The organism is Chitinophaga sp. CB10 (genome assembly GCA_001870995.2).
Lineage (GTDB): Bacteria > Bacteroidota > Bacteroidia > Chitinophagales > Chitinophagaceae > Chitinophaga.
Map to the genome: position 1 here is coordinate 41323 of MLAV02000014.1, position 15030 is coordinate 56352.

At 50.7% G+C, this 15030-nt stretch carries 14 protein-coding genes; 4 read left to right on the forward strand and 10 right to left on the reverse strand.

Annotated features, from left to right (window positions below; genetic code table 11):
* Nucleotides 1-198: 198 nt before the first annotated feature.
* Nucleotides 199-888 carry a hypothetical protein gene (locus tag BOC67_RS18615; RefSeq protein WP_291912301.1) on the forward strand — a complete coding sequence of 230 codons (690 nt, stop codon included), beginning with the start codon at nucleotides 199-201 and terminating at the stop codon, nucleotides 886-888.
* 1 nt (nucleotide 889) lies between these two features.
* On the forward strand, nucleotides 890-1270 hold the full coding sequence (locus BOC67_RS18620) for a hypothetical protein (protein WP_291912304.1): 381 nt from the start codon (nucleotides 890-892) through the stop codon (nucleotides 1268-1270).
* A 72-nt stretch (nucleotides 1271-1342) separates the two neighbouring features.
* On the opposite strand, the gene BOC67_RS18625 is transcribed toward BOC67_RS18620, so the two are convergent.
* Complete coding sequence (locus BOC67_RS18625) at nucleotides 1343-2389, reverse strand: response regulator (RefSeq protein ID WP_291912308.1); 1047 nt, start codon at nucleotides 2387-2389, stop codon at nucleotides 1343-1345.
* A gap of 4 nt (nucleotides 2390-2393) precedes the next feature.
* Entirely contained in the window at nucleotides 2394-3704 is a 1311-nt protein-coding gene (locus tag BOC67_RS18630; protein ID WP_291912311.1) for a PAS domain-containing sensor histidine kinase, read from the reverse strand.
* Between the two features lie 50 nt (nucleotides 3705-3754).
* On the opposite strand from BOC67_RS18630, the gene BOC67_RS18635 reads away from it, so the two are divergent.
* The gene (locus BOC67_RS18635; RefSeq protein ID WP_291912315.1) at nucleotides 3755-4417 is read left to right on the forward strand and encodes an epimerase; all 663 of its coding nucleotides are present in this window, start codon (nucleotides 3755-3757) and stop codon (nucleotides 4415-4417) included.
* A gap of 203 nt (nucleotides 4418-4620) precedes the next feature.
* Here the strand turns inward: BOC67_RS18635 and BOC67_RS18640 are convergent, their stop codons facing one another.
* The 8 genes from BOC67_RS18640 to BOC67_RS18675 all read right to left on the reverse strand — a co-directional run bounded on the left by BOC67_RS18640 (nucleotide 4621) and on the right by BOC67_RS18675 (nucleotide 14296).
* On the reverse strand, nucleotides 4621-7182 hold the full coding sequence (locus BOC67_RS18640; RefSeq protein ID WP_291912318.1) for an outer membrane beta-barrel family protein: 2562 nt from the start codon (nucleotides 7180-7182) through the stop codon (nucleotides 4621-4623).
* Between the two features lie 218 nt (nucleotides 7183-7400).
* Nucleotides 7401-8114 (reverse strand): LytTR family DNA-binding domain-containing protein, encoded by a 714-nt coding sequence (locus tag BOC67_RS18645; RefSeq protein WP_291912320.1) that lies wholly within the window; start codon nucleotides 8112-8114, stop codon nucleotides 7401-7403.
* Nucleotides 8114-9148, reverse strand: coding sequence for a sensor histidine kinase (locus tag BOC67_RS18650; RefSeq protein WP_291912323.1), 1035 nt, complete (start codon nucleotides 9146-9148; stop codon nucleotides 8114-8116). The genes BOC67_RS18645 and BOC67_RS18650 overlap by 1 nt, the downstream gene beginning before the upstream one ends.
* Nucleotides 9149-9221: 73 nt before the next feature.
* Nucleotides 9222-10553, reverse strand: a complete 1332-nt coding sequence (locus BOC67_RS18655) for an AarF/ABC1/UbiB kinase family protein (RefSeq protein WP_291912461.1) — start codon at nucleotides 10551-10553, stop codon at nucleotides 9222-9224.
* 2 nt (nucleotides 10554-10555) lie between these two features.
* A complete protein-coding gene (locus BOC67_RS18660) occupies nucleotides 10556-11182 on the reverse strand; it encodes a TetR family transcriptional regulator C-terminal domain-containing protein (RefSeq protein WP_291912326.1) in 627 nt (208 codons plus the stop codon).
* A 94-nt stretch (nucleotides 11183-11276) separates the two neighbouring features.
* A complete protein-coding gene (locus BOC67_RS18665) occupies nucleotides 11277-12449 on the reverse strand; it encodes an MFS transporter (RefSeq protein WP_291912328.1) in 1173 nt (390 codons plus the stop codon).
* A gap of 106 nt (nucleotides 12450-12555) precedes the next feature.
* On the reverse strand, nucleotides 12556-13554 hold the full coding sequence (locus tag BOC67_RS18670) for an LLM class flavin-dependent oxidoreductase (protein ID WP_291912330.1): 999 nt from the start codon (nucleotides 13552-13554) through the stop codon (nucleotides 12556-12558).
* A gap of 184 nt (nucleotides 13555-13738) precedes the next feature.
* Entirely contained in the window at nucleotides 13739-14296 is a 558-nt protein-coding gene (locus BOC67_RS18675) for an NADPH-dependent FMN reductase (RefSeq protein WP_291912332.1), read from the reverse strand.
* Nucleotides 14297-14371: 75 nt separating this feature from the next.
* On the opposite strand from BOC67_RS18675, the gene BOC67_RS18680 reads away from it, so the two are divergent.
* Nucleotides 14372-15025, forward strand: a complete 654-nt coding sequence (locus BOC67_RS18680; RefSeq protein WP_291912334.1) for a metalloregulator ArsR/SmtB family transcription factor — start codon at nucleotides 14372-14374, stop codon at nucleotides 15023-15025.
* The last annotated feature ends 5 nt before the right edge of the window (nucleotides 15026-15030 follow it).

Sequence of the window (15030 nt, forward strand, 5' to 3'; positions counted from 1 at the left end):
CAATGATTTTGTTGATCAGAATCATCGTCGTTTGTATAAACATCATTTTGTTTTAGATGTAAGGTGTGTTAGATTTGTTGTACAGTTAACATCTATCTAAAGTTAAACGGATGGCGGTCTTTACCGTTATCTCGTCACCGCAGCTAGCTGCGGTGACATTTTTTCCAGTGAAACAATTACAATAAAACGTATCATCATATGTACACTGAATTTTCTCTCAACTCCATTCAACAAAGATTTTGCGAAGGTTTTCTCTTTTTCCCCTTTAAGCAGTTGAAGAAGTCAGGTAACTATATATACAAGCAGTATAAGCCCAATTCCGGCATACGCCAGGTGTTGGAGCAACGGAAAGTAGCGTTTGACTTTCATGTTTTCTTTGCGCAGCAGTTGCTGGAAAAGATTAATAAGGTAGCCATTCCCAACGGCATTGCGCTGATGCGGCAGGTAGAGCGCCTGTTTGAAAGCAACAACCGCTCCGAGCAAACTACGGCTGCGGTATTTACTACGTTTACGGATATGCTCAGCACTTATTACAATGAGCTTTCCAACTATCAATCCGTAGTATTACTGCGCCAGCAGGAGGCTGCCAAACCGATGGTAAAACGTACGCCTGATTGCAGTCATGCCGGCAATGTGTACAGCAATGAATGGTCGCACCTGATCAAACAGTTTATATTAAACGGGAATGCCGTTATCGAATTTTTACAGGAAAACCTTGATACGGAAAATAGTTATAACCACCTGCCATCTGATTGCACCCGCCAGGATGTAGAAGAAGTAATAGTGGCTATCAGAGCCTTTAATACTATCCAGTACCAGCTGATTGCTGTACTTCAGCAATGGAGCCAGCGCCAACAACAGCACAACAGGCAGGTATATCTGAACTAGTATGCATTATTTAGAGAATAGCACTTATTCAAAGGCGGAACTGGACAGGATTTGTTGTTCATGGTTGGCAATAGTAGAAGACCTCCGGGAAGAAAATGCGTTATTAATCCGCTTGCTGGCGGCTGTATTATCCACCACCGTTTCCCAGGAGTTTGTGGAAGCCGCTGAAAAGTACCAGGCGAGATTCCTGATCGTAGAGGAAGGGCTGCTGTTGTTACGCCACGAAATTGGCGAGCAACGCCAATGGCTGAAGGGAAAGCTGAAAGATAAAAATCCACATTCCCCTGAAAGATTACAGCGTGACATCGACCGTACTGAGCTGGACTTTGTGACGCTGCGTGCCAATTTCCTGCAATTTGCCGGTACGGAACGACCCTTGTGAATCTGCCGGCCCAGCCGGGGCGCCGTGCATCGCGGCATTAAATCTCTCCCCCAAAAAATAAAAAAAAAACGATCAGGCAATAAGGGTAGCCAGCTTTTCGCGGTCAGTGATGATGATATCTCCTTCTTTTAATTGTATGAGCGATTCATTGCGGAAATCGCCCAGGGTGCGGATCAGCGATTCTTTTGCTACGCCGGCCATGGCAGCGAGGTTCTCCCGGCTGATGTGCAACGTATAGCCGTTACCGGTATCGTTAAATTTTTTATCCAGCACCAGCAGCGCTTCCGCCACTTTCTTCCGTAAGGAGTTATAGGCCAGCCCAATCAGCTGCTGCTCCCGCTCCGCGGCGTTCCTGGCGAGCAACTGCACAAACTTGCGCATCACTTGTGGATGCTGGTTGATCAGCAGTTCAAAATCCGCCTGCGGGATCAGCGCCAGCAGGCAGTCTTCCATACATTCGGCATCTTCCTGGTACGCGCTTTCCTGCATCATGGCCTGGTAACCGAAGAAGTCGCCCTCGTTGTACAAGCCCACAATCAGTTCCTTCCCTTCCTCATTCCTTTTGGAAATTTTCACCTTGCCCTGGAATATATAATACAGGTACTGCGGCTGCGTGCCTTCGGCATACACCAGCTGTTTCTTTTTATAGTGGTGGGTAGGCTTATGCTGTTTGAGCGTATCCAGCAGCTCCTGCGTGCTCAGGTGTTGCAGCAGTTGCGTGGTGCCGTTTACCGGCTCGTACTGAAGTTCCATGCGCCTGCGCAACCGCGATGCAATGGCATTCAGCAGCTCCGTGCCTTCAAACGGCTTGGTGATATAATCGTCCGCCCCCTGTTCCATTCCTTTGCGCATATCGTTGCGTTCCGTTTTTGCGGTGAGGAAAATGAAGGGGGTATGTTGCAGTGTTTCGTTTTTATGTAACAGGTGTAAAACGCCAAAGCCATCCAGGACCGGCATCATGATATCACAAACAATCAGGTCGGGTTTGTGCTCCATCGCCATGGCCACGCCTGTTTTACCGTTTGTTGCAGTTAACACCTGGTAGTTTGCCAATTCGAGGATTTCGGTCATGTTATCCAAAATCTCCCGATTGTCTTCGATCAATAAAATTTTCTCCATAAGCTTAAATTTCCCGCACCGGAAAGGTTACAATGAACTCAGTGCCTTCGTTGATACGAGATTGGCAGGAAATGGTACCGCCCATTATTTCCGTGTACCGGGATACGATATGTAAGCCCAGGCCAGTGCCCTGGATATGGGATACATTACTACCCCGGAAAAACCGTTCAAATAAGTGCTGGCGGTCTTCTTCCGATATGCCGATTCCATTGTCCCTGACAGACAGTTGCAGGTTGTGTCGATGATCGCTTTTGCTCCGGACAGTGATGACGCCTCCTTCCGGTGAAAATTTAATGGCATTGGACACCAGGTTCATCACAATATGTTTAAGGAGGGTAGGGTCGAGCTTTGCTTCGTGCCCGCCTTCATGTACATACGCTATTTCTTGTGACGCCTTTTGGAGTCCCTGCATTTCGCTAATGACAGTGCCTATTAGTTTGCCCGGGTCAAAGGTACTATTCCGGACCTGAATTTTTCCTTCCTCAATTTTACCTACAGAAAGGAAATCATTCAAAATATCAGTTAACATATTAACAGAAGATACAATCCGGCGGATATGTTTATCCCGCTTGGGCTGATCTTCGCTGTGCTGGTATTGGCTGATCAGGTACACGGACGACAGGATGGTGCTGAGCGGGGTCCGGAACTCGTGAGAGGCCAGGGATACGAACCTGGACTTCAGTTCATTGAGTTCCTTTTCCTTTTCCAGCGCCTGCCTTAATTCCGCCTCTGCGCTCTTTTTTTCCGAGATATCGATGGCGATGCCCACGTAGCCGGTAATTTGGTTGGCATTCCTGATGGCGCTGATCGTGAGCGACACAGGCAGCTTCGAGCCATCCCGGCGGATGTAGGTCCATTCGTACTCATTGGGCATGTTCAGCTTGGCCTTGATGGTCAGGGTATCTATGCCGGGGTCTACAATCTGCTGCAGTTGCAGGGAGAACTCGGCTGCCCGCCTTTCCATTTCCTCCGGATCGTGGAACAGCAGGGGCGATTCGATCTCGATCACATCCACCGCCCGGTAGCCCAGGAGCCGCTCCGCCGTTGGGTTAAAATAGCGGATATAGCCTTCCGGACTGAATACGAGCATAATGGCGTCCGCGTTGTTCCAGATGCTGTTGAGGAAGCTGTTCATGCGCTGCAGGGCGTTATCCTTCGCCTCTTCGGCGCGGAGCCTGCTCTTTAGCTCTTCGACGGTAGCAGTGAGCTGGCGGGTACGCTCTTCCAGCAGCCGGTCAACTATGGCCTGCTGCGCCGGCGTGAATCCGGCGATTTGCTCCTTGTTGCTGATGGTCATATGAATACGGTCATACATAAATTTAACGATTCCGGTTACTTTCTGTACCTTTCCAATGACATATTTCGATGAAAATTAATGTGATCATAACAGGTACGACCGGTATGGTGGGCGAAGGCGTTTTGTATGAATGCCTCGAACATCCTGACATTGCCGCTGTTTTGGTCATAAACCGCAAAACCTGTGGCGTGGTGCATCCCAAACTCAAAGAAATAATTCATCACAATTTCTTTGATATTACTGCAATCGTTCCGCAGCTGCGCGGATATCATGCCTGTTATTTTTGCCTGGGCGTATCCTCGCTGGGTATGAAGGAGGAAATTTACCGGCATTTTACCTACGACCTCACCCTTTACATGGCAGGGGCGATAGCCGCTGAAAACCCCGACATGACGTTCTGTTACGTTTCCGGCGCCGGTACCGATACCACGGGGCGCAGCCGCCGGATGTGGGCACGGGTAAAGGGGGAAACGGAAAAGGCCTTGCAGCAGCTCCCTTTCAAGGCTGTGTACAATTTCCGGCCGGCCTATATTCAACCGATGCGCGGTTCAAAGAACACTCATAGATTCTATTACGCTTTTTCATGGCTTTACCCCCTATGGCGGCTGGCTTTTCGTAATTATGTATGCACCCTGGGGGAGCTTGGTAAGGCGATGATTGCGGTGACGTTGCAGGGGTATGAAAAGCGGACCCTGGAATCAGGGGATATAGTGCGGTTGCTGAAAAGCTGAAGCATAAAAAAGATCTCCCGGCGATTGGCAATAGCAAAAAAATTATCATCGTAATGAATCCTTTCTGGCGGTGTTGGTCATTTTCAAATTCCAGCAGGTAGTATAGGTTGGGGTAAAAAATATTTTTTTCCCTGTAAAGAAAAAGCCGGGAGCGGATGAATCCATCCACTGCCCGGCTTTTGAAACTATAGGAATCGTGTGTGTTATTGCATCACTCCTGACATGCCTTCCATGCCAGCGCCCATGTTCTTACGTTTGAACAGGGATACATCCATTTTACCGAAGCGGTAAGCGAATGTCAGGCGGAACATCTGCGGGTCACGCAAACGGCTATACGTTTGGTTGAAGAAAGTACTTTCGGAGTACTGCTCGTTGATGCGGCTTCTGAAGATATCGTTGGCAGCAAAGGTGATGCTGGCAGCGTTGTTTTTCAGGAAGCTTTTCTTCAGCGCGGCGTCTACACCGTAGAAGCCTTTGATATAACCCTGGGAGGCGTTTTGTGCCTGCTGCATCGGCGGGCCGTCCATACGCTGTTCTTTGTTGACAGGCAGGTTGGTTTTGGACTGGTAGGTACCGGAGAGTTGGAGTTCCAGCGTCCACGGCAGTTTGATATTGTTGTTCAGCTTACCGTACCAGCTCCAGAGCGCGTCCTGGGATGCGCCGGCAATATCCGTTTTGATCTTACTGTTGTAGATGTTTACGTTGGCCGAGAGGTTCCACCATCTGGTAACGTTGGTGGTGGCGGTGAGCTCCGCACCTGCAGCATAGCTGGAATTAGCGTTGATGTAGGTGTTGATCAGGATGCTGTCGCCGGTGGCAGGGTTTGCCTCTTTGGTCAGGTAACGGGTGATCAGGTTAGACGTGTATTTGTAATACAGTGTAGCCATGAACGTTGCATTGTTCTTGAAAGTTTTCAGGTAGGAAAACTCCAGGGACTGCGTGAATTCCGGTACCAGGTCAGGGTTACCCCTGTTGATGTTCAGCCGGTCGGTAGAATCCGTGTAGGGGATGAGCTGCATGAAGTTAGGCCGGTTGATGCGGCGGGTATAACTCATTTGCAGTTCCTGGTTGTTGTTGAGCTTTTGGCTCAGGAACACGGACGGGAAGAGGCTGGCCGGGTAGCTGTTGCTGAATTTCTCGCTTTTGCCGAGGATTTCCCCGTCGTAGCTGCTGCTTTCCAGGCGTAGGCCTACCTTATAGCCAAACTTGCCGATGTTATCGGAGATGCTGGCGTATGCGGCGTACACGTTATCGTAGTTTTTGTAGTGGATGCTGGCCGCGTCGATGAAGCGGAACTCGCCGGTGGCGGGGTCCAGGAAGTAGTTGTCGCTCCGGGTGTCTGTTGTTCTGCGGGAGAAGCGCAGCCCTGTTTCCAGCTTCATGGTTTTGGTGAGCGGGTCCACATAATCCGTTTGCGCGGTCAGGAAAGAGATTTTACCACCGCCGTTGATGCGTTGCTGTTCCATGGTGCTGGGTTCAGACGCTTTCAGGTAGTTGGTGGTATAGAGGGAATTGTTTTCCGCTTTACCTCCGAAGTAGTTGACATCCACCGTCAGTTCTTTACCTTCTTTGGGGAAGAGGTGTTTCATGCCCAATACCAGCCCGTTGGCATTGAATTCACTTTTCACATCTGATACCCTTTGACTGTAATATCTCTCCTTAGTGCCTGAGAAGAGGCTGTCGGTAGTGATGTCAATTACTTCGTTAGGTTTCATGGCGCCGTGTACTTTGATGCCGGCAACGGACAAAGTAGTACGGTTATTCATGAAGTAATCAACGCCCAGCTTTCCGAATACAAAACCGCCGTTGGTTCTGTTCCTGTTATCCTGGTGGATGAAGGAAGGGGTTTGATCACCGAAGTTATTTCTGTCAGTAAAGCCGGTGCTTCTGCTTTTGGACTGGTTGCCCATGCCGCTGGCGCTGATATTGAATTTACCCTGGCGTACGTTGAAATCGGCGCCACCGTTTAACGCGCCGCGTTTATCCACACCGGCGCGGAGGTTACCGTTGTATCCTGTTTTGCGGTTCTTTTTCAGGACCAGGTTTAGGATACCGGCATTACCGCCGGAGGCGTCGTATTTGGCGGAGGGGTTGGTGATCACTTCCACGCTTTCGATCGCATCGGCAGGGATCTGCTCGAGGGTGAGGGTGGTAGGGCGGCCGTCGATATACAGCTGAGGGCTGGAGTTACGTACGGTTACGTTACCATCGATGTCCACGTTTACGGAAGGAACGTTTTTCATCACGTCAACGGCGGTACCGCCGGCGCTGGTGAGGTTCTTTTCCACGTTGAACACCTTTTTATCGATATCGAGCTGCATGAGCGGCTTGGTACCTGCAACGGTTACACCCTGGAGCTGACTTACATCTGCTTCCAGTTTGATGTTTCCGAGGTCTTTATCGAAAGGAGGGAATGTTACCGGTCTTTCTATGGCTTTGTAGCCAGTCATGCTGATGCGCAGTTTCAGCCCGCGGCCCATGGGCACGTCGTCCAGGCTGAATTCACCGTTTACTTTGGTGAGGGCGCCTTTTACCAGTACGTCCTTCGCTTTTTTGGTGGCGGGGTCCACTTTTGGCTGAAGGATGATTACGGATGCGTAAGGGATGGGCTTACCATCGTTGTCGAGGAGCTTACCATACAGATGTCCGGTCATACCGCCCATAGCCGGCATTGCGCCGCCGCGGGGAGGGGCGCCGGCAGGAGCCTGTGCGCGGAGGCCGAGGGTCAACAACAGCATGGCAATTAACAAGTAATACTTTTGCATTATAAGAGGAATTATGAGTATGCAAAAGTATTCTGAAGAAATGATGTTTTTAAGTAAATGCGACCAGTGGTGAAAAAAATGCTACGAAATTGCTGATTTCTTCTTTGTGTGGTATGGAAATTATGTGCTGTTGGATTGTTTTGATGTTGCGTGATGCGGCTGTAGTTTTTTAGGGGTGTTGGTGTAATCCCGCTTCTGCATAATGCGGGCCATATCCTTTAAAATCCCGCTTTCCCCGTCAGCGCCTGTATCGCATCCCTGAAAGTATCGCCCACAGGGAGTTCCAGCTCATCAAGGAAAAGGCTGTTTTTGCGGATGGCCGTAATATGGCTCACGGCAACGATGTAGGATTTGTGGATACGGAGGAATTTGCTGGCGGGCAACTGCTCTTCCATCGACTTAACGGACATACGTGTTACAACAGGCTTTGCGCTGCTCCGCAGGTGGATGCGCACATAATCCTTCAGGCCTTCGATCCAGATGATATCGTCGAACACGACTTTGAACAGGCTATAATCCACATTTACAAAAAAGAATTCCGGGGCTGCTTCCTTGCCCGTTTTGCTGGCCGCTTTCAGTAAAAACAGTTCGTGGGCTTTGTTGCAGGCTTTGATAAAACGTTCCAGGGCTACGGGTTTTACGAGGTAGTCCGTAACGTCCAGGTTGAAGCCTTCCAGCGCATATTTTTCGTATGCCGTAATGAGGATCACCATGGGTTTGCTGGCCATGGATTGCAGGAATTGCAGGCCGGTGAGGCCGGGCATTTGTATGTCCAGGAAAATGAGGTCTACCGCCTGGCGTTGTAATACTTCAATGGCTTCAAACGCATTGTTACATTTAGCTATCAGCTGCAGGTAGGGAACTTTCGTGATATTATCTTCCAGCAGGTCGAGCGCCAGCGGTTCATCGTCGACGGCAATACATTTCAGCATCAGTGCAGATTTAATTGCAATAATACAGAAAACCAGCCATCCTGTTTGCGGATGTCCAGCTTATATTGTTGATGATAGAGGAGGTTCAGGCGGCGACTCACATTGGCGAGGCCGATGCCGCTGGTTTTATCCTTGATTTCCAGGGGCAGGTCCATGTATTTATTCCTGACGGTAAAATACAGCACATTGTTTTGCACTTCCAGGCTGATGGTGATCTGCGCGTCCTGTATCATGCCGGTGCCGTGTTTGAAAGCGTTTTCCACAAAGGGGATCAGCAACATGGGTTCAATCTGGTAGCCGGTTTCAGGGGCATTCAGCTCCGAAGTGATGGTTACATTCTTTCCGAAACGCTGCTGCTGTAAGTCGATATAACTCTGGAGGTATTCAATTTCCTTTGCCAGGTCCACCTGTTGTTCATCGGTTTCGTACAGCATATAGCGCATCAGGCTGGAAAGTTTGATCAGCGAGGGTTCCAGCGCATCGGATTTTTTGCGGGCCAGGGCCACCATGTTGTTCAGCACGTTGAACATAAAGTGCGGGCTTACCTGGGAGCGCAGGAGGGATAACTCCGTCTGCAGGTTTTCGTTCACCTTTTCGGAGGCGAGGCGCTCCTCCCGTAAACGGTCCCGTATCATCTGGAACGCGGTACTGGTGGAGAGTATGAAGAATGCCGTGAAAAAGGTGAAGAGGAAGGCGGGTTTCACGTCTACCTTGTGGGCCTGGGTGAAAACCATTTCGAACGCGTAGCGCAGGCTGTAGAGGGCCAGCAGCACGGTGAGGATGCTGGCGGCGTATTCCAGGTAACGCTTTTTATAGACGAAGGAAGGAATATATACGAGGGCGTTCAGGTAGAAGAACCCGATCAGCGCCGCAAAGTACACGCAAAAGAAAATAGCCCAGGCGTCATGATCCGGCGATGGCCTGGGGTCCTCGTAGGAAGGCTTCAACAGTCGGGGCAGCATAAACAGTAGCAGCCAGGCAAATATATGCATGGCAGTTATAGCCCACTTATTATTATACCAACCTTGTTTCATCCAATAAAGGTAGAGATAATCGCTTTTTAGGGGGCTATAATGCGACCAACTGCGAAAAATATACGACGAATCCTTATTCGGGTTGCCGCCCGTCCACCAATTGTTGTATGCGGTGCTGGCCGGTGATGATGTTTGCCTGCAGGTCGCTCAGGATGCTGTAGAGGCCGAAGTAGGTGCGGTTGATGTACAGGGAATGACTGGAACCGCGCGCCACCTTGGATTCCCGGATTTCCTTCATATTGTACAGTTCATCCATGTAGGCATATACCTCGTTGAAATAACTTTCGTTGCCGAAATCAAACGTTTCCTGGGTGAAAGGCAGCGTCATCAGGTCAATCATGTGCTGGAACAGCTCCGAGAAGAACGCCACTTCCTTAGGCGTATCGCTGGGATGCAGCATTTCCAGGTTGATGTAGATCTGGTGGCGGCGGGCCGTGTCTTTCAGCACTTCCTTATCCACCAGCAGGAAGTAATTTTCGTAGAAATCTTCCGGGATCACTTTCACGCAGCCGAAGTCAAAAATGCCCACGCGGCCATCCGGCTGCATGAGGAAGTTGCCGGGATGCGGATCGGCGTGTACCTGGCGGAGTTTATGCACCTGGAACTGGTAGAAGTCCCACAGGGCCTGCCCTACTTTATTACGGATTTCCTGGCTGGGCTTTGTTTGCAGGAACTCCTTGAGATGGAGGCCGTTGAGCCAGTCCATGGTGATAATGCGTTCGGAGGAATACTCCGGGTAATAGCCTGGAAAGAGGAGGCCGGGGATATGCGCGCAGGCGGCCGAGAGGTCCATGGAGCGGCGCAGTTCCAGCTGGTAGTCGGTTTCCTCCAGCAGTTTGGTTTCTATCTCCTCAAAATATTTATCCATATCCACTTCGTTCATGCCTACAATGCGCATGGCGAAGGGTTTTACGATACGCAGGTCCGACTTCACGCTGGACGCCACGCCGGGGTACTGGATTTTTACGGCCAGTTGTTTACCGTTCTTCTCCGCCCTGTGTACCTGCCCGATGGAGGCGGCATTGGAGGCGTGCATATCAAATTTATCGAACAGCTGGGCGGGGGATTTCCCCAGCGTTTTCAGGAATGTATTTACGACGAGCGGCCCTGATAAAGGCGGCGCGCTGTATTGGGACATGGCAAATTTTTCAGCATAGGCTTTAGGGAGCATACCCTTGTCCATACTAAGCATCTGCGCCACTTTCAGGGCGCTGCCTTTCAGGTTGCTGAGGGTATTGTAAATATCGGCGGCATTATCCTGGTGGAGGGATTCCTTGCTGATGGAAGGGTCCATCAGCTTACGGGTGTAATGCTTGATATAGTTGGTGCCTACTTTGAGGCCGGTGGTAACAAACTTGCCGGCACGTTCTACTTTTCCGGTGGGTATATTGGATTGTTCCTTCATCACTATTTCTTCATAAATATAAACTTGCCAAAATCGAGCAAACTATCGAGCGTATTGGAGCCGATCAGCTGGAAGCTGAGGTTGACGGCCTTTTCGATGGCGGCGTCTGTGAGTTCGAAATTATCGCTGGTATCATCCAGCCAGTATTTGAGTACAAAGAGCGCCTGCACCCAAAATCCGTGAACGTATTGATCGGAGATGTATTTGCGTTCCTTTATTTCCGTGGAAGCGTATCCTTCTTTGATCAGCGCGGAGATGTAATCGTAAAAGGCCGTTTTGAAAGCGGACAGTTTGTTACGGTATATCAACGGCACGGTGAAGATATCCCGTTGCAGGAGGAAGTAGCTGCGGTCTTCCCGGAGCCTGGATACCCACAGGAAGTAAAAGGAGAGAAGCTTTTCCTGCGCGTTGTACTGCGGATAGGTTTCATCGGCCTGGAGTTGCTGCAGCGTTTCTTCAAAAACAGCGAGCCAGATGTCCCTTTCCACTGCTTCCAGGGAGCTGTAAAATCCGTAGAATTCGCTTTCCGGCATGTCTATCGTTTTACAGAGCATGTACACGGATACCGGTTCCTTCCCGTTTTCCAGCAGGTACATCTTATATGCGTTGCGGATTTGTTGTTTGTCCATAAGATGACAATTTTGGGTCACTCAACAAATTTACGTCACTTTGCGATACAAAGTGAAATTTTCTGCAGCTTGAAATGTTAAATCTCTTAACGGTTTAATCTTCTTTGATTTTACTTACCATCCAGACGATGACGAGGCCGCAGACGGCCATAATGGAAAAGGAAATCCGCAAACTGGAAGCCTGCGCTACAAAGCCTACCAGTGGCGGTACTACGAGGAAACCGAGGTAACCGATGGTGGAAATGCTGGCAATGGTCTGCCCGCTGTTGGCATGCCCGGTTTTGCCGGCCAGGCTGAACACCAGGGGCACTACGCAGGCCACGCCGAGGCCGGCGCAGATGAATCCGAAAATAGCTGTTACCGGGTGAGGGAACAGGATGGCGATGCCCAACCCGGCGAGGATCAGTACCCCGCTGTATTTCAGGATGGGTTTAATGCCGGTGCGCTGTACCACTTTATCTCCAAACAATCGGCCCAGGGTCATGGCGCTCATATAGATCCAGAAAGCTGTTGCGGCATCTGCTTTGGTACCGCCGACTACCTTTTCGTAGTAGATGCTGGACCAGTCGTACATGGTATTTTCGGTAGCCATGCAGGCAAAGCAGATAAAGGAAAATTTGAGCAGGGATTTATCCGGCAGGGAAAAGGCCGGTTTCTTCTCCGTTTCCTTTGCAGGAACCGGCGTATCGGGGAAAGTGGTGGGATAATACAGTATGCTGAACACCAGCAGGAGGAGGCTCACGCCAAAGAGGTGCCAGCTGGGGGCGATGTTGTATTTGATCATCAGGAACCCGAGCCCGGCGCCGGTTACGCCGGCAATGCTCCAAATGCCATGGAAGGTAGTGATGATGGATTGGGAGAATAGTTTCTGCACCAGCACGGATTGCCCGTTCATACTGAGGTTGAGCAGGTTGCGCGCGGAGCCGAAGCAAAACAGTACCAGCGCCAGCTGCCAGATGGATTGGGTGAAGCCGGGCATACTGAGGATGAGGTTGAAGAAGAGCGCGCCAAACATCATGATCTTGCGGCTGCTGTATTTTCCCAGCAGGTGGCTGGTGATGGGCATGGTGGCCATCAGGCCGATGGGAAGCGCCAGCAGTACCAGTCCCAGCTGCGCTTCGTTGAGGTGCAGCTGCGCCTGGATAGACGGAATACGGGAAGCCCAGGAAGAATATCCCAGTCCTGAAATAAAGAAAAATACGGAAGTGGCAATCCTGTATTGTTTGGCAGTGATTTCCCGGGTTTCGTTGTGTAAGTTTAAAAACATCCTCGCGCGGTTCTTCAGTTATTGGAAGGCTGCAAAATTACTCAGAAAATTTGCCCCTGCCTAATTATGTTATTACAGGGGCAGGCGGTTGGGCCTGCCCCGGGTGTTAAAATAAGTTCGCGCAGATGGTCGCAGAGTTCTTAACGGCTTCAAAATCATCCGCAAAAGTAGAGAGGATGATCTCGTCCGTCTGGTATTCTTCGGCCAGCTGCAGGAGTCGCGCCTTCATCTGGTCCGGCGTGCCGTACACCATGCGTTTACGGTTATATTCTATGCGCGCCAGGTGTGCAGGCGTGTACTCGATGTCGCGTATCTCTTCGTAGGTCGGATATTCGCCCCTGGCGCCGGTTTCGATCCAGAGCATGCGGAAATCCATTTCTGCCAGCCAGCGGTCTATTTCCTCTTGTTTTTCGGAGGTAAACCCGAAGATGCCTACGTTGACCTGCGGTTCCTTTAAGCGCTCGGAAGGCCGGAAATGTTGACGGTATTGCTGCACCGCTTCCGGGCCGCCATTGGGGTTGATGAAATGGGCAAAGGATAAGGCCATGCCCAGGTGGGCGGCAAAGTAGCCGCTGCCGCCGCTGGAACTGAGTATCCACATTTCAGGAACTGTTTCCGCCTGTGGGATGGCGATGATGTTATCGTAATGCGATTCCCCGTTCTTATGATCCGTCAGCCAGCTGCGGAGGTCCTTGAGCTGCTGGAGGAATTCCTGGTCGTTAAACGTATTGGAGGGGTTCAGCAGGGAAGCGGTCTGCCGGTCGCCGCCGGGGGCGCGGCCGATGCCGAGGTCGATCCTGCCGGGAAACAGCGTTTCCAGCATGCGAAAGTTTTCCGCCATTTTCAGGGCGCTGTGGTTGGGCAGCATAATGCCGCCGGAACCTACCCGGATGCGTTTGGCTTCGCCGGCGAGGTGTGCAATCAGCACTTCCGGCGTAGAGCCCGCGATTTTGGGGAGGTTGTGGTGCTCCGATACCCAGAAACGGGTGTATCCCAGTTCGTCCGCCAGTTTTACCATGGCCGAAGTGCGGCGGATGGCGTCTACTGCGGTATCTTGTCTTGCAATGATCGATTGATCCAATATGCCCAGCTTAATTTTCTTCATTTTTTTCAGGTGTTTGTGGAGAGATACAAATTTACCGCTGAAAAAACTACCGGAGGGGAATAAGGTATTGGTAATAACTATGCCGGTATAGATAAACCCGCATAACTGGGGCGTGCATATAAAACGTAATGTAGCAATAACAGCAGCCCGATGCTGTCATTGCTACACATCCAGGCAGGGGCTGTTACTCTGCAAACTGGAATTTTACGTCTGTTAACAGATTTACGAGCAGGTCAAATTTCTTGCTGTATTCTTCCGAAATGCTGTAGTCGGCCTTGTTATAGAGGTGCCCGCGCACTGCCGGCACGGAGTAAGGCAGTACCCATGCGCGCAATGCCTTGGCCACTGCTTCCATGGTGTTGATGCCCTGCATCGCGTGGCCGCCTTCTGCCCAGCACACCATACCAATCACTTTGTTGGTGAGGTAAGGGATGGGCTCCCGGGCGCTGATCTCAATCCAGTCCAGGCAGTTCTTCATGGCGCCCGTCATGCTGCCATGGTACAGGGGCGTCAGCCAAATATGCAGATCCGCATCGCGGAAGATTTTTGTCATTTCTTTTGCCGCTTCAGGTATTTCCTGTAAGCCAGCGGTATCAAAAAATGGGATAGATGCTTCCGCCAGGTTAAATACAGTTACGTCCATGCCCTTTCGCTCCAATTGCTCACGGAGGTGCGCAATGATCGCAAAGGAGGTGCTGGTGGGTTTTTTCTCCAGCGAACCGTTAAATAATAAAACTTTCATACTGGCAGTTTAAATTTTTAGTGTGGGACAAAGTTAGTAGTTTTGTGAATAAACCAAATAATTACTTTGTTTATTATGAAAAATAATTTGCCGGATAATGAACAGGCGGTGTGGATACTTAAAACAAAAGGTCCTTTGCCTTTACAGGCCCTTGCCGATGCATTAGGCGTTACCACGGAAGGCGCCCGCTTTCAGCTGCATAAACTGGCAGCGGAAGGGCTGGTGCAGGCAGCAACCGCTGTCAAAGGACGTGGCCGCCCCCAGCAAATTTGGTCCCTGACGGAAAAGGGGCAGTCGCGGTTCCCTGACGCCCATGCGGACCTCACCATCCGCCTCATCAACTCCATCCGGGAAACGCTGGGCGAAGCGGCCCTGGACGCCGTCATCCTCACCCAGCAACACAACAGCGTCCGTAAATATAACAATGAATTAAAACAATACCCCGGGCTGAAAGATAAAGTGGCAGCCCTCGCCGAAATCCGCAACCACGAAGGCTATATGGCGGAATGTATTGAAGATGAACAGGGCCTGCTCCTGGTAGAAAACCATTGCCCCGTCTGCGCGGCCGCGAAGGCCTGCCAGGGCTTCTGCAAAGCGGAACTGGAAGCGTTTCAGACCGTGTTTGGCAACGACGTGCAAATTGATCGTGTAGACCATATCGTTACAGGCGCGCGCCGCTGCGCCTATCGCATTACCCCGCGAACAATCCGGTCCCCTTTCGGGTTGTAGAGTAT